This window comes from Coralloluteibacterium thermophilum (genome assembly GCF_042654365.1).
GTDB lineage: Bacteria > Pseudomonadota > Gammaproteobacteria > Xanthomonadales > Xanthomonadaceae > Coralloluteibacterium > Coralloluteibacterium thermophilum.
In genome coordinates this window covers 184,846-198,495 of the sequence record NZ_JBHSGG010000002.1, presented here as the reverse complement: position 1 = coordinate 198,495, position 13,650 = coordinate 184,846, and the positions used below count along the sequence as shown (strand labels likewise).

Here is a 13,650-nt window from a genome sequence, read left to right as displayed (position 1 = left end):
CCTATCCTTCCGGCGCGGCGGTGAACGCCGGGTTGGGTCCACGGTCGGCGCGCGTGCGGGCTTCCTGCGCGGCGCGGGCGCGCGGACCGTGGAAATACTCCTGCACCCAGGGGTGGTCGAAGCGCTCTATCTCCTCGATCGGCGCCACGGCGACGACGCGCCTGTCGGCCAGCACCGCGATGCGGTCGCAGATGGCGTACAGGGTGTCGAGGTCGTGGGTGATCAGGAACACCGTCAGTCCCAGCGCCTCCTGCAGGGTCCGGATCAGGCGGTCGAACGCGGCCGCGCCGATCGGGTCGAGCCCCGCCGTCGGCTCGTCGAGGAACAGCAGCGGCGGGTCGAGGGCCAGCGCGCGCGCCAGGCCGGCACGCTTGCGCATGCCGCCGGAGAGTTCGCTCGGCAGCTTGTCCGCCGCCTCGGCGGGCAGGCCGGAGAGCTTGATCTTGAGCAGGGCCAGCTCGGACAGCAGCTTCGGCGGCAGGTCGCCGTGCTGCTCCTTGAGCGGCACCTGCACGTTCTCGGCGACGGTGAGCGAGGAGAACAGGGCGCCGTCCTGGAACAGCACGCCGGTGTTGCGCTCGATCGCCCGGCGCGAGGCCGGGTCGGCGGCCAGCGCATCGTGGCCGAGCACCTCGATGGCCCCGCCCTGCGGCCGGCGCAGGCCGAGGATGGCGCGCATCAGCACGCTCTTTCCGGTGCCGGAGCCGCCGACCACGCCGAGGATCTCGCCGCGGCGCACCTCGAGGTCGAGCCCGTCGTGCACCACCTGGCGCCCGAACTGGTTGCGCAGCCCGCGGATGCGGATCGCAGGCTCCGTCGTGGTCGCTGGCGCGTTCAGAACCCGATCTCCCGGAAGAACATGGCGGCGGCGGCGTCGATCAGGATCACCAGCGAGAGCGTCTGCACCACGCTGGAGGTGGTGCGCTCGCCCACCGACTGCGCGGTGCCGGTGACCTTCATCCCCTCGAGGCAGCCGATCAGCGCGATCAGCATCGCGAACACCGGCGCCTTCACCATGCCCGCGATGAAGTCGTTGAGGTAGATGACCTCGTAGGTGCGCTGGTAGTAGAGGCTGAAGGGGATGTCGAGCGCCGCCGAGCCCACCAGCGCACCGCCGAGCAGGCCGGCGATCATGCCGACGAAGGTCAGCAGCGGCAGCATGATCAGCAGCGCCAGCATGCGCGGGACGACCAGCAGCTCCATCGGATCCAGGCCCATGGTGCGGATGGCGTCGATCTCCTCGCGGCTCTTCATCGCGCCGATCTGCGCGGTGAAGGCGCTCGCGGTGCGGCCGGCGAGGATGATCGCGGTCAGCAGCACCGCGAACTCGCGCAGGAAGGAATAGGTCACCAGGTCGACGGTGTACATCTCCGCGCCGAAGTCGCGCAGCACGCCGGCGCCGAGGAAGGCCACCACGGCGCCGACCATGAAGGTGAGGAGGGCCACCAGGGGCATCGCATCCAGGCCGACCTGTTCCATGTGGTGCACGGTCGAGGTCAGCCGCAGCCGCCGCGGATCGCGCGCCAGGCGCGCCAGGGCCAGCAGAGACTCGCCGAAGAAGCCGAGCAGGTCGCGCATCTCCGCGTAGACCTTGCGTACTGCCAGGCCGATGCGGCCGACCATGGCGACGATGCCGAAGTCCCGTTGCCGGGGCGGGCGGTCGTCGCCCACCTGGTCGACCGCGCGCACCAGCGCACGCTGCTCCTCGCGCACCTGCACGTCCTCGAGGTCGAGGCCGAGGCGCTGGGCGAAGCGCGAGAGCAGCAGCACGCCGGCGGAGTCGAGGCGGTCGATGTCGCGGGCGTCGATGGCCCGGGCCTCGCGTTCCGGTGCGCGTGTCAGCTCGAGCAGGCGGCCGGCGTTGGCGAGCGTCCAGTCGCCCGACGCGCGGACCGTCCCGTGCGCGTCGTCGATGTCGATGCGGGGTTCCGGCATGCCGCGCAGCTTAGCCTATCGGCATGAAGACGACGCCAGTGCGGCAGAGGGCGCGGCGGTGGGCAGCCGCCCCCACGCGCCCGGGGCGGGCCGGTTCCCTGGGCGGGTGCGAGCGGCGTCGGTCGGCGCGGCCCGCCCGGTGGCGCAGGCATCGCATTCGAAGCCGCGACACGCTCTAAGATGCGACGCCCTCACCCGTCCAGGCGCCCCGTGGCCGAGAATCCCGCCAGCTTCAATGCCCGCAGCGAGTTCGTCATCGAGCTGGCGCGGCGCCTGCACGCCTACGGCACCACCGCCCAGCGCCTGGAGGGCGGTCTGGTCAAGGTGGCGCAGTCGCTCGGCCTGCGCTGCGAGGTCTGGTCCAATCCCACCGGCATGGTGCTGAGCTTCGGCGGCGGCCTCGGCCCCGAGGGCGGGCCGGAGAACACGCGCGTGCTGCGCATGGAGCCGGGCGACGTCGACCTGCGCAAGCTCTGCGCCGTGGACGCCATCGCCGAGGACGTGCTCGCGCAGCGCATCGACCTGGCCGCCGGTGCCGCGGCGCTGCGTGCGCTGGACGCGCCGGAGCCCCGCTGGCACCAGGCGCTGACGGCGGTCTGCTTCGGCCTGGCCGCGGCCTCGGTGGCCGGCATCCTCCGCGCGGGCATGAACGAGCTGGTCGTGGCCGGTCTGATCGGCCTGGTGATCGGCACGCTCTACGTGCTCGGCGCCAGCCGCCCGCGCCTGCTCGAGAGCCTCGACGCGCTGGCCGCGCTGGTCGCCACCTCGCTCGCGATGCTGGCGGCGAGCCTCCTCCCGGTGTCGCTCACGACGGTGGTGGTGGCGTCCCTGATCGTGCTGATGCCCGGCATGATGATGACCAACGCGATGTCCGAGCTCACCAGCAACAACCTGATCTCGGCGACCTCGCGCTTCGCCAGCGCCGTGGCGACCCTGCTCAAGCTCGGCTTCGGCACGGTGGTCGCGGTGCAGACCGCGCGCCTGTTCGGGTGGACGCCGGCCAGCGGCGAGATCGTGCCCCTGCCGGCCTGGAGCGAATGGGTCGCCCTCGGCGTCGCCGGCTTCGCGTTCGCCGTGTTCTTCAAGGCCCAGCTGCGCGACTGGCCGCTGGTGATGGGCGCGGTCGCGCTCGGCTACGGCGTCACCCGCGGGGTGGGCATCCTGCTCGACGTCGCGCCCACCGGTTTCGCGTACGGCGTGTTCGTCGCGGCGATGACGGTGGCGGTGGCCAGCAATGCCTACGCGCGCTGGTTCAACCGTCCCGGGGCACTGATCCGGGTCCCCGGCATCATCCTGCTGGTGCCCGGCAGCACGAGTTTCCGGTCGCTGAACTTCTTGCTCGACAACGAGATCACGCTGGGCACCGATACCGCGCTGGCGCTGCTCAACGCGCTGCTGGCGCTGATGGGCGGCCTGATGTTCGGGAATCTCCTCGTGCCGGCGCGGCGCCATCTCTGACCGCGAAAAGGAAAAACGCCGGCGGATGCCGGCGTTTCTCCAGGGCGTTCCCTCGCGTGCGGCGCGGCGCGGCGCGGCCGCGACCGTCAGTCCTGGATCAGGAAATCCTCGACCTTCTTGCCGTTGGCGACTTCGGCGGCGAGCCAGCGCGGCTGCTTGCCGCGGCCGGTCCAGGTCTCGGACGGGTTGGCGGGGTTGCGGTACTTCGGCGGAACCTTGCCGGCGCTCTTGCGGGTGGCGGCCGACTTCTTGGTGGCCGCGCGCTTGCGGGTCGCGCTGCCGCTGCCGATCTCGGCACCGTAGAGCTCGGCGATCGTATAGCCGCCGGCGCGCGCGACCTTCTCCACCTGGCGGCGCACGGTCGCTGCCGGCTTGCGCTTGCTCAGGGTCTTCTTGCGCTTGTTGGCGAGCGCGATCAGCTCGGAGAGCTCCTTGGCGCTGAGATTCTGCAGGTCGATGGCCATCGGGGGTTTCCTCTTAATTGAAAGTCATGGCGAGGGACGCCACCGCTTATTTAGCCATGCGCAGGCATGAAAATGAAAGGGCCGCGCCCGGCGCGGCCCTTTCCGATGCCCGTGGCCCCCCGCCGTCAGGCGGTTTTCGGGGCGAGGCGCGCGAACAGGGCCGCCCGTTCCAGCGCCTCGCTTTCGTCGGCGCTGCGTGAACGGTATTCGTAGGTGCCGTTCTCCAGGCCGCGCGCCGAGACCACCACGCGGTGCGGAATGCCGACGAGTTCCATATCCGCGAACATCTGCCCGGGGCGCAGCCCGCGGTCGTCCAGCACGGTATCGATACCGGCGGCGGCCAGCTCCGAATACAGCGATTCGGCCGCGGCGGCGACGGCGGGATCGTTCTTGGGATTGATCACGCACACCGCGACGCGCCACGGCGCCATCGCCTCCGGCCAGCGGATGCCGGCCTCGTCGTGGTTCTGTTCGATGGCCGCGGCGACGATGCGGGAAACGCCGATGCCGTAGCAGCCCATGTGCAGCACCCGGGCCTTGCCCTGCTCGTCGAGCACGGTGGCGCCCATCGCCTCGGCGTATTTCTGGCCGAGCTGGAACACGTGGCCGACCTCGATGCCGCGCGCGATGGCCAGGGTGCCCTTGCCGTCCGGCGAGGGATCGCCGGCCTCGGCGTTGCGCAGGTCGGCGACGACCGCGGGCTCGGGCAGGTCGCGGCCCCAGTTGACGCCGGCAAGGTGGTAGCCGTCGCGGTTGGCGCCGACGACGAAATCCGCCATGGCGGCGACCGCGCGGTCGGCGACCACCTGGAGCGGGCGCGCGGGGTTCACGGGGCCGAGGAAGCCGGGCGCCGCGCCCAGGTGCTCCAGAATCTCGGCCTCGGTGGCCATGCGGTATTCGCCCAGGCCCTCGACCTTGCGCAGCTTGATCTCGTTGAGGGCGTGGTCGCCGCGCAGCAGGGCCAGCACGAAACCCTGCTCGCCGACCAGGGCCAACGACTTCACCGTGCGCGCCAGCGGGATCCCGAGCAGGGCGGCCACGTCCTCGCAGGTCCTCTGGGCGGGGGTTTCCACCTCGCGCAGGGATTCCGTCGCGGCGGGCCGCGGCGCGGCAGGCGCCAGCGCCTCGGCGAGTTCGACGTTGGCGGCGTAGTCCGAGCCGTCGGACCAGGCGATGGCGTCCTCGCCGGAATCGGCCAGAACGTGGAATTCGTGGCTGGCCGAGCCGCCGATGGCGCCGGTGTCGGCCAGCACGGCGCGGAAACGCAGGCCGAGGCGCTCGAAAATGCGGCCGTAGGCGGCGTACATGTTCCAGTATTCGCGGTCCAGATCCTCCGCCGTGAGGTGGAAGGAATAGGCGTCCTTCATCAGGAATTCGCGGGCGCGCATCACGCCGAAGCGCGGACGGATCTCGTCGCGGAACTTGGTCTGGATCTGGAAGACCGCCAGCGGCAACTGCCTGTAGCTGGACAGTTCGTTGCGCGCGAAATCGGTGACCACCTCCTCGTGGGTGGGGCCGTAGGCGAACTCGGCCTCCTTGCGGTCACGCAGTTTCAGAAGCTGGCCGCCGAACTTCTCCCAGCGCCCGGTCTCCTCCCACAGCTCGCGCGGCTGGATGGACGGCATCAGCATCTCGACCGCGCCGGCACGCTGCATTTCCTCGCGCACCACCGCCTCGACCCGGCGCAGCACGCGCAGGCCGAGCGGGCTCCAGGTGTAGATGCCGGCCGCGAGCTTGCGGATCATGCCGGCGCGCAGCATCAGCCGGTGGCTGGGCAGCTCGGCGTCGGCGGGGGTTTCCTTGGAGGTGTTGAGATGGAACTGCGACAGGCGCATGGGCGGCGTTCGGCGTGGAAAGCGGGCGATTATCGCCGTGCCCCGCCGCCGGCGCCACGGCGCGTGCCCGTGGCGCCCCCGGGCGTGCCGGGCGTGCCGGGCGTGCCGGGCGCCGCTGCCGTCAGGGCGCGCCGTCGGCGGCGCAGTAGGCGCGCACCTGGGCGTTGGCGAGTTCGAGCTGGTTGGCGCGGTCGGTGTCGCTGAGGGGCGAGTCCGGGGTGCCGTCGCCGTTGGTGTCCACCATCACCGAGACGTCGCGGCCGAGCAGCTCCAGGTTCTCGCGCGCGCGGTTGCAGTTCTCGGCCATGGGGTCCGCCGCGGCGGACGCGTCGTCGTCGCGCTGCACGCTGCCGGATGCGCCGCTGCGGGTGAAGGTGCGTTCCTCGTAGCGTCCGGCGGGCGGCGGCGACCCGGAGTAGTGGGTGACGCCGTCGGCGTCGGTCCAGGTGTAGATGCGGTCCTGCTGCGCGGATGCGGCGAGCGGCAGCAGGCCCGCCAGCGCGATGGAGACGAGGCGGACGGCAGGCACGGCGGAGACTCCCCAGAAAAGTCCGCACTTGTTAGCACCCGTCCGGGAGGCTGGCAAGATGGCCGGGCGCGAAGCGCGTCATGTACTTTGGGGCGGCGCGGCGGCGTCCGCCGGACGGCGGCGGCGCGCGCGAGGCCGGTCTTCCGCACCGCCGGCGGCCCGGGCATCCATCCCAAAGGGCACGACACGCTCTACACTTCCAGCGATCCATTCAGGCGCGCCAATGAGCTCAACCGATCCCGCCGCGCCACGTGGCCGCGGCGTCTACCTGCTCCCGAACCTGTTCACCACCGCCGGGCTGTTCGCGGGGTTCTACGCGATCATCGCCGCGGCCAACGGCGACGTCGTGCAGGCCTGCATCGCGGTCTTCATCGCCGCGGTGATGGACGGCATCGACGGCCGCGTGGCGCGCCTGACCGGCACCAGCAGCGCCTTCGGCGTGCAGTACGACTCCCTGGCCGACCTGGTCAGCTTCGGCATGGCGCCCGCGCTGGTCATGTACCACTGGGCGCTGGCCTCGCTGCAGCTCGACGGCGCGCTCGCCGGGCGCATCGGCTGGGCCGCGGCCTTCCTCTACGCCGCCTGCGCGGCGCTGCGGCTGGCGCGCTTCAACTCCCAGGTGGACGCGGTGGACAAGCGCTGGTTCGTTGGCCTGGCGAGCCCTGCCGCGGCCGGCCTGATGATGGCCTTCGTGTGGTCGTTCGCCGACGGCAGACTCGGCGTCACCGGCGACGAGATGCGCTGGGTCGCACTGGCGGTCACGGTCGTCTGCGGCCTGCTGATGGTGAGCCGGCTGCGCTACTTCAGCTTCAAGGCGGCGCCGCGCGACCGCGTGCCCTTCGTGGTGCTGCTCGGGGTGCTGCTGGTCATCGTGATCCTCGTGATCGACCTGCCGCGCGTGCTGCTGGCCATCGGCATCGCCTACGCGCTGTCCGGCCCGCTGCATGCGCTGTGGCTGCGCCGTCGCCGGCGCAGCGGGCTGCCCGCCGGCGGCGACGGAGGCGCATGAGCGCCTGGACGCCCGGCCAGCGGCGCGCGCTCGAGGCGATGGGCTTCGTCCTGCACGTGCGCCGCGCCGACGAGGCCCCCGGCCAGCCTGCGCCGGAGGCGCCGCCGCGCCAGGCGGCCGGGCCGGCCCCGGAGCCCGTGGGCGCGCTGCCCATGCCGGCGGGGGGCGAGCCGTACGCGCCGCGCCTCGTCGCCGCGCTGTACGGCGCCATCGGCGCGGCGCCCGCGGTCATCGAGGCCTTCCCCATCCTGCTGCCGCCGCCCGCGGTGCTGCGTACGGCGGCGGGCAAGCGTGCGCTGTGGCCGGCCCTGCGGCGCCTGCGCCGGGAGCGCGCGCGGCGATGAACGCGGCGGCGCAGGAGCCGGCGATCAGCCTGCGGCCGATGCGCGAGGCCGACCTGCCCGCGGTGGCCGCCGTCGAGCAGCGTGCCTATCCCTTTCCGTGGAGCCCGGGCATCTTCCGCGACTGCCTGCGTGCCGGCTATGCCTGCTGGGTTGCCGAGGACGCCCGCGGCCTCGCCGGCTATGCGGTGCTGAGCGTGGCGGCGGGCGAGGCGCACCTGCTCAACCTGTGCGTGGCTCCGGAGCACCAGTCCCGAGGCCTGGGCGCGCGGCTGCTGGCGCGGATCATCGCGGCGGCGCGCGGCGCCGACGCGCAGCGCGTCTTCCTCGAAGTGCGGCCGTCGAACGCGCCCGCGATCGCCCTCTACGACCGCGCCGGCTTCAACGAGATCGGCCGCCGTCGCGGCTACTACCCCGCCGTGGGCGGGCGCGAGGACGCGCTGGTGCTCGCGCTGGAGCTCCTGCCGGAGGACTGAGCCGTGGCGCGCCATGGCCGGACGCGCGCGCCTTGCTGCCTCGCCCACGCCCTTGCCCTCACAATGCGCGGCGAATCCGTAGCGAGGAGGGTGGTGTGGCGAAGACCGATGGAGCGCGGTTGCGGATCGCGCTGGCGCAGTTCGACTTCCCGGTGGGCGCGGTGCGCGGCAACGTCGAGCGCATCCGCGCGCTGATCGCCGAGGCGCGCGACGTCCACGGCGCGGACGTGGTGGTGTTCCCGGAGCTGGCGCTCTGCGGCTACCCGCCGGAGGACCTGCTGACCCGGCCGCGCTTCCTGGCCGACTGCGCGGAGGCCATCGAGGCCGTCGCTGCGGAGGCGCGCGGCATCGTCGCCGTGGTCGGCTGGCCGGAGGCGGTGGGCAGCGCGCTCTACAACGCGGCCAGCGTGCTGCGCGACGGGCGGATCGAGCGCACCTACCGCAAGCGCGAGCTGCCCAACTACGCGGTCTTCGACGAGAAGCGGCATTTCGCCTGCGGCGGCGAGACCTGCGTGTTCGACGTGAACGGCGTGGCCGTCGGCCTGCTGGTCTGCGAGGACCTCTGGTACGGCGAGCACGTCGCCGAGACCGTGGCAGCGGGCGCCGAGCTGCTGCTGGTGCCCAACGCCTCGCCCTACGAACGCGACAAGCACCGCCGGCGGGCCGAGGTGGTGTGCAGCCGCTCGCGCGAGGCGGGGGTGCCGATGGCCTACCTCAACCTGGTCGGCGGGCAGGACGAACTGATGTTCGACGGCGCGTCCCTGCTGATCGACCACGATGGCCACCTGCACCCGGCGGCGCGCGCCTTCGAGGACCACTGGCTGGTCGCCGACCTCGACGCCGACGGCAAGCGCTTCGTCCGGGTCGCCTGGCCGGAGGAGGACGACGAGAGCTTCGAGAGCCTGGCCTATCGCGGCATCGTCCGCGGCACCCGCGACTACCTGCACAAGAACGGCTTCCGGCAGGCGCTGCTGGGCCTCTCGGGCGGCATCGACTCCTCCCTGGTGCTGGCGATCGCCGCCGACGCGATCGGCGGCGAGAACGTCACCGCGGTGCGCCTGCCCTCGCGCTACACCGCCGAGCTCAGCAACGCCCTGGCGGACGAACAGGCGCGCGCCCTGGGCGTGAAGCTGCTCACCGTGCCCATCGAGAAGCCGCACCAGGGCTTCCTCGACGCCCTGGCCCCGCTGCTCGCCGGCACCGAGCCCGACGTGACCGAGGAGAACCTGCAGTCGCGGACCCGCGGCGCCATCCTGATGGCGCTGTCGAACAAGTTCGGCGGCATGCTGCTCACCACCGGCAACAAGAGCGAGTACGCCGTGGGCTACGCGACCATCTACGGCGACATGGCCGGCGGCTACGCGCCGATCAAGGACCTCTACAAGACCGAGGTCTACGCGCTGAGCCGCTGGCGCAACGCCAAGGGCGAGGTCGACGCGATCCCGGTCGGGGTGATCGAGCGGGCGCCCTCCGCCGAGCTGCGCGAGAACCAGACCGACCAGGACTCGCTGCCGCCCTACGACGACCTCGACGCCATCCTGCTCGCCCACGTGGACGAGGCGCTCTCGCGCGAGGAGATCGTCGCGCGCGGCCACGATGCGGGGACCGTGGACAGGGTCATCCGGCTGGTGCGCATCAGCGAGTGGAAGCGGCGCCAGTCGGCGCCGGGCCCGAAGATCTCCCGCCGCGCCTTCGGCCGCGAGCGCCGCTATCCGATCACCAACGGCTGGCGGGAAGGGTAGGGGGCGGGAAACGAGGATGAGGAGTGAGCAACGAGGGGGCTGCTCGACCCTCGTTTCTCGCTCCTCAGGCGTTCAGCGTTCGCCGGAGAACGGCACCAGCGAGCGCCAGAGGCCGCCGCGCTCCGGCCAGCGGCCGGCCAACCACGGATGGTCCGGGTGGTTGGCCTCCAGCACGCGCCGGGAGTCGGCGGCCAGCGCCTGTTCGCCGAGGCGGGTGTAGGCCTCGCCCATCAGCGCGATGGCGTCGCCGTCGTGCATGCTGCGCGGGTAGTTCTCGAGCAGCTGCTTGCCGCGGTTGGCGGCCGCGACATAGGCGCCGCGGTCGAGGTAGTACAGGCCGACGTTGAGGTCGTGCCGCGCCAGCTCGTTGCGCAGGTGGATCATGCGCTGGCGCGCGTCCGGCGCGTAGCGGCTGTCCGGGTAGCGCTGCACCAGCAGCAGGAAGTCGTTGAAGCTCTGCCGCGGCGAAGCCTGGTCGCGCTGGCTCATGTCCAGGCGGGCGATGCGCTCGAGGAAGGCGTTGTCGCGGTCGAAGTTGACCAGCCCGCGCAGGTAGTAGGCGTAGTCGATGTGCCGGTGCGCGGGGTAGGTGCGGATGAAGCGGTCGATCGTCGACGTCGCGTCGTCGAAGTTGTTGGCCTTGTACTGCGCGTAGGCCAGGTCGAGCTGGGCCTGCTCGGTGTACTCGCCGTACGGGAAGCGCGCGATCAGGCGCCGATAGTAGAGCGCCGCGCGGTTCCAGTTGCCGTCGCGCAGCGACTGGTTGGCGGCCTCGTACAGCGGAGCCACGTCGAGCGTCTCGGTCTCGGGCTCCTTCTTGCCGAAGCGGCTGCAGCCGGCACCGAGCGCGAGGGTCAGCGCCACGAGCACCAGCAGGGCGAAACGGGAGAATCCGAAGAGTCGGGTCATCGAGGTAGGGGAGCATGCCGGAACCGGCCAGAGCGGGGATAATAGCCGCCGGCGCCCACCCGCTCCACTCGCGGTCCCCTCCGGCGCGCTGCCGCACGTCCCGGGCGGGGCACGCCCACCGTCCCGCCGCGCAGCAGGCCGGGGCGGTCCTGCCCTCCTTTCCGATCAGTCGTTTAGGGCGGTCCTGCCCGCATCCGGCGCCCCGTCTCCCCCTCTCCAAGGTCGAACACCGCATGAACACCCGTGAGCCCGGCAGCACCGAACTCCTCGAGGCCGAGGTCCCGCTCGGCGCCGCGGGACGCCGCTTCGACCAGGTCCTGGCGGAACTCTTCTCCGATTTCTCGCGCTCGCGGCTGACCGAGTGGATCAAGTCCGGCGACGCCACCCTCGACGGGCGCGTGGTGAAGCCGCGCGAGGCGGTGCGTGGCGGCGAGATCGTGCGGGTGCGGGCCGAGCTGGGGGTCGAGACGCGGGCGGAGCCCGAGGCGATCGCGCTGGAGGTGCTGCACGAGGACGACGAGGTCTTCGTCCTGAACAAGCCGCCTGGGTTGGTGGTGCATCCGGGCGCCGGCAACCCGGCGGGCACCCTGGTCAACGCCCTGCTGCACCGCGACCCGGCGCTGGCGGCCATTCCGCGCGCCGGCATCGTGCACCGCCTCGACAAGGACACGTCCGGCCTCATGGTCGTGGCGCGGACGCTGCGCGCGCATGCCGCCCTGGTCGAGCAGCTCTCGGAGCGGCGGGTGCACCGCCAGTACGTGGCCGTCGTGGTCGGCCCGATGATCGCCGGCGGCAGGATCGACGCGCCCATCGGCCGCCATCCCACCGACCGCATCCGCCGGGCGGTGGTGCCCGAGGGCATGCACGACGCCCGCGAGGCGGTGACCCACTACCGCGTGCGCGAGCGGTTCCGCGCCCACACCGTGGTGGAGTGCCGCCTGGAGACCGGGCGCACCCACCAGATCCGCGTGCACATGGCCCATGCCAAGCACCCCATCGTCGGCGACCCGCTGTACGGCGGCGCGCTGCGCCTGCCGAAGGGCGCGACCGAGGCGCTGGTGGAGACCCTGCGCGGCTTCAAGCGGCAGGCCCTGCACGCCGAGACCCTGGAGTTCGCGCATCCGGCCAGCGGGGAGCCGCTGCGCGTGCAGGCGCCGCCCCCGGCCGACTTCGAGCGCCTCTGCGCCGCGCTGCGCGAGGACTCCCGGCTGCAGAAGTGAGTGAAGAGGGAGCGAGCGGGAGAGGAGCGGTCATCGTGCGCCCTTGATCCCCGTTGTGCGCTCCTCATCTCTCTCATTCCTCCGTTCCTCATCCGCACTTCTCGATGAAGTCCGCCCTTCTCCCCGCCGACTGGCCCGCGCCGCCGGGCGTGCATGCCTTCACGACGCTGCGCTACGGGGCGGGGTGCAGCGCGGCGCCGTTCGACACCTTCAACCTCGGCGGCCGCTACGCGCCGGACGGCGACTTCTCCGAGAGCATCGAGGCCAACCGCGCGCAGCTCGCGGGGCTGCTGGGGCTGCCGTCGGAGCCGAGCTGGCTGCGCCAGGTGCACGGCGTCGACGCTCTGCGGGTGGAGGCGCCGCTGCTGGACGCGCCGGAGGTGGACGCCACCGTCACCTCCGTGCCCGGCGTCGTGCTGGCGATCCTCACCGCGGATTGCCTGCCGGTGCTGTTCTGCGCCGAGGACGGCAGCGAGGTCGGCGCGGCGCATGCCGGCTGGCGCGGCCTCGCGCACGGCATCCTCGAAAGCACGCTGGCGCGCATGGACACGCCGCCGCAGCGCCTGATGGCCTGGCTCGGCCCCAGCGCCGGCGCCGCCCACTACGAGGTCGGCGCGGACGTGCGGGCGGCCTTCGTGGAGGTGGATCCCGGTGCCGCGGACGCCTTCGTGCCGACCCGCCCCGGACACTGGCTGTGCGATCTCGACCGGCTCGCGCGGCGCCGGCTCGCCGCGGCCGGGCTGCACCGCGTCCACGGGGGCGGGCTGTCCACCATCGGCGACCCGGGCCGCTTCTTCTCGCACCGGCGCGACGGGCGCAGCGGGCGCATGGCGACCCTGATCTGGCGCGAGGCCTGAGGTCACCCACGTCGAGATGGGACGCGTGGGCAGTCAGCGGTGCGGCCAGGCTCTGTGGGAGCGGCTTCAGCCGCGACCGATGAAGCGGGTCCTGCCGTCGCGGACCGGTCGCGGCTGAAGCCGCTCCCACATCTTGTCTCGGCCGCACTCCAGGCGCCTGGCACTCACCTCGACGTGCCGGCAGGCTATGCGCTTGGAATCCGCGGGCGGCGCCCCACCTCTGGCGGAGTTTTCCCGCAACCAGGAGCCGTCATGCCGCACATCGCCACGCCCCCGGGCGTCCACCCGACCCGCGAGCCCGCGACCCAGGGCTTCGTCTTCAACCACGTGATGCTGCGCGTCGCCGACATCCGCGCCTCGCTGGACTTCTACACCCGCGTGCTCGGCTTCAGCCTGGTGGACGAGCGCCATTTCGAGGAGGCGAAGTTCAGCCTCTACTTCCTCGCCATTCTCGACGAGGGCGAGACCATCCCCGAGGACCCGGCCGAACGCCGCGACTGGCTGGCGCGCCAGAAGAGCGTGCTCGAACTCACCCACAACCACGGCAGCGAGACCGACGGCACCGTCTACCACGACGGCAACAGCGAGCCCCGCGGCTTCGGCCACCTGGCCATCGCGGTGCCCGACATCCACGCCGCCTGCGCCCGCTTCGAGGAACTCGGCGTTCCCTTCCAGAAGCGCCTCACCGACGGCCGCATGAAGTCCATCGCCTTCATCAAGGACCCGGACGGGTACTGGGTGGAGATCATCCAGTTGACGAAGGTGGCGTGAGGAGGAGCGGGAACAGGGAATCGGGAAGAGGGAACTGGAGGTAGTCGTCGCCGTGGGGCCGCGCGCGCTACATGCGGCGCCTCCGGACCTACCCTTTCCCGATT

At 72.1% G+C, this 13,650-nt stretch carries 14 protein-coding genes; 8 read left to right on the top strand and 6 right to left on the bottom strand.

The annotated features are described in order from the left end of the window. Position 1: 1 nt before the first annotated feature. Positions 2 to 838, bottom strand: coding sequence for an ABC transporter ATP-binding protein (locus ACFO3Q_RS01365; protein WP_377002991.1), 837 nt, complete (start codon positions 836 to 838; stop codon positions 2 to 4). Next, positions 835 to 1,935, bottom strand: coding sequence for an ABC transporter permease (locus tag ACFO3Q_RS01360; protein ID WP_377002780.1), 1,101 nt, complete (start codon positions 1,933 to 1,935; stop codon positions 835 to 837). The genes ACFO3Q_RS01365 and ACFO3Q_RS01360 overlap by 4 nt, the downstream gene beginning before the upstream one ends. Positions 1,936 to 2,145: 210 nt before the next feature. Between ACFO3Q_RS01360 and ACFO3Q_RS01355 the strand changes: the two genes are divergently transcribed. Next, complete coding sequence (locus ACFO3Q_RS01355; protein ID WP_377002779.1) at positions 2,146 to 3,393, top strand: threonine/serine exporter family protein; 1,248 nt, start codon at positions 2,146 to 2,148, stop codon at positions 3,391 to 3,393. Between the two features lie 86 nt (positions 3,394 to 3,479). Here ACFO3Q_RS01355 and ACFO3Q_RS01350 read toward each other — a convergent pair whose 3' ends face one another. From ACFO3Q_RS01350 to ACFO3Q_RS01340, 3 genes are all read right to left on the bottom strand, one after another. Then, positions 3,480 to 3,857: an H-NS histone family protein gene (locus ACFO3Q_RS01350; protein ID WP_377002778.1), complete on the bottom strand. Its 378-nt coding sequence runs from the start codon at positions 3,855 to 3,857 to the stop codon at positions 3,480 to 3,482. A 125-nt stretch (positions 3,858 to 3,982) separates the two neighbouring features. Then, the gene (locus tag ACFO3Q_RS01345) at positions 3,983 to 5,692 is read right to left on the bottom strand and encodes a proline--tRNA ligase (RefSeq protein ID WP_377002777.1); all 1,710 of its coding nucleotides are present in this window, start codon (positions 5,690 to 5,692) and stop codon (positions 3,983 to 3,985) included. A 121-nt stretch (positions 5,693 to 5,813) separates the two neighbouring features. Then, on the bottom strand, positions 5,814 to 6,221 hold the full coding sequence (locus tag ACFO3Q_RS01340; RefSeq protein WP_377002776.1) for a DUF4124 domain-containing protein: 408 nt from the start codon (positions 6,219 to 6,221) through the stop codon (positions 5,814 to 5,816). Positions 6,222 to 6,444: 223 nt separating this feature from the next. Here ACFO3Q_RS01340 and pssA point away from each other — a divergent pair, with 223 nt between their 5' ends. The 4 genes from pssA to ACFO3Q_RS01320 all read left to right on the top strand — a co-directional run bounded on the left by pssA (position 6,445) and on the right by ACFO3Q_RS01320 (position 9,789). Then, the gene (gene pssA, locus ACFO3Q_RS01335; protein ID WP_377002775.1) at positions 6,445 to 7,230 is read left to right on the top strand and encodes a CDP-diacylglycerol--serine O-phosphatidyltransferase; all 786 of its coding nucleotides are present in this window, start codon (positions 6,445 to 6,447) and stop codon (positions 7,228 to 7,230) included. Continuing rightward, positions 7,227 to 7,574, top strand: a complete 348-nt coding sequence (locus tag ACFO3Q_RS01330) for a hypothetical protein (protein WP_377002774.1) — start codon at positions 7,227 to 7,229, stop codon at positions 7,572 to 7,574. The genes pssA and ACFO3Q_RS01330 overlap by 4 nt, the downstream gene beginning before the upstream one ends. Next, on the top strand, positions 7,571 to 8,047 hold the full coding sequence (gene rimI / locus ACFO3Q_RS01325) for a ribosomal protein S18-alanine N-acetyltransferase (RefSeq protein WP_377002773.1): 477 nt from the start codon (positions 7,571 to 7,573) through the stop codon (positions 8,045 to 8,047). The genes ACFO3Q_RS01330 and rimI overlap by 4 nt, the downstream gene beginning before the upstream one ends. Positions 8,048 to 8,142: 95 nt before the next feature. Continuing rightward, entirely contained in the window at positions 8,143 to 9,789 is a 1,647-nt protein-coding gene (locus tag ACFO3Q_RS01320; protein ID WP_377002772.1) for an NAD+ synthase, read from the top strand. Between the two features lie 72 nt (positions 9,790 to 9,861). Here ACFO3Q_RS01320 and ACFO3Q_RS01315 read toward each other — a convergent pair whose 3' ends face one another. Then, complete coding sequence (locus ACFO3Q_RS01315; protein ID WP_377002771.1) at positions 9,862 to 10,698, bottom strand: outer membrane protein assembly factor BamD; 837 nt, start codon at positions 10,696 to 10,698, stop codon at positions 9,862 to 9,864. 233 nt (positions 10,699 to 10,931) lie between these two features. Here ACFO3Q_RS01315 and rluD point away from each other — a divergent pair, with 233 nt between their 5' ends. The 3 genes from rluD to gloA all read left to right on the top strand — a co-directional run bounded on the left by rluD (position 10,932) and on the right by gloA (position 13,546). After that, positions 10,932 to 11,918 (top strand): 23S rRNA pseudouridine(1911/1915/1917) synthase RluD, encoded by a 987-nt coding sequence (gene rluD, locus ACFO3Q_RS01310; protein WP_377002770.1) that lies wholly within the window; start codon positions 10,932 to 10,934, stop codon positions 11,916 to 11,918. A gap of 104 nt (positions 11,919 to 12,022) precedes the next feature. Next, positions 12,023 to 12,775 carry a peptidoglycan editing factor PgeF gene (gene pgeF, locus ACFO3Q_RS01305; protein WP_377002769.1) on the top strand — a complete coding sequence of 251 codons (753 nt, stop codon included), beginning with the start codon at positions 12,023 to 12,025 and terminating at the stop codon, positions 12,773 to 12,775. A 252-nt stretch (positions 12,776 to 13,027) separates the two neighbouring features. Then, positions 13,028 to 13,546 (top strand): lactoylglutathione lyase, encoded by a 519-nt coding sequence (gloA, locus tag ACFO3Q_RS01300; RefSeq protein ID WP_377002767.1) that lies wholly within the window; start codon positions 13,028 to 13,030, stop codon positions 13,544 to 13,546. Positions 13,547 to 13,650: the final 104 nt, after the last annotated feature.

What these genes read in the sequence shown, in the direction of transcription:
- pssA (WP_377002775.1), top strand. Translation starts at nt 6,445, where the DNA reads ATGAGCTCAACCGATCCCGCCGCGCCACGTGGCCGCGGCGTCTACCTG.
- ACFO3Q_RS01360 (WP_377002780.1), bottom strand. Translation starts at nt 1,935, where the DNA reads ATGCCGGAACCCCGCATCGACATCGACGACGCGCACGGGACGGTCCGC.
- rluD (WP_377002770.1), top strand. Translation starts at nt 10,932, where the DNA reads ATGAACACCCGTGAGCCCGGCAGCACCGAACTCCTCGAGGCCGAGGTC.
- ACFO3Q_RS01350 (WP_377002778.1), bottom strand. Translation starts at nt 3,857, where the DNA reads ATGGCCATCGACCTGCAGAATCTCAGCGCCAAGGAGCTCTCCGAGCTG.
- ACFO3Q_RS01315 (WP_377002771.1), bottom strand. Translation starts at nt 10,698, where the DNA reads ATGACCCGACTCTTCGGATTCTCCCGTTTCGCCCTGCTGGTGCTCGTG.
- pgeF (WP_377002769.1), top strand. Translation starts at nt 12,023, where the DNA reads ATGAAGTCCGCCCTTCTCCCCGCCGACTGGCCCGCGCCGCCGGGCGTG.
- gloA (WP_377002767.1), top strand. Translation starts at nt 13,028, where the DNA reads ATGCCGCACATCGCCACGCCCCCGGGCGTCCACCCGACCCGCGAGCCC.
- ACFO3Q_RS01345 (WP_377002777.1), bottom strand. Translation starts at nt 5,692, where the DNA reads ATGCGCCTGTCGCAGTTCCATCTCAACACCTCCAAGGAAACCCCCGCC.
- ACFO3Q_RS01330 (WP_377002774.1), top strand. Translation starts at nt 7,227, where the DNA reads ATGAGCGCCTGGACGCCCGGCCAGCGGCGCGCGCTCGAGGCGATGGGC.
- rimI (WP_377002773.1), top strand. Translation starts at nt 7,571, where the DNA reads ATGAACGCGGCGGCGCAGGAGCCGGCGATCAGCCTGCGGCCGATGCGC.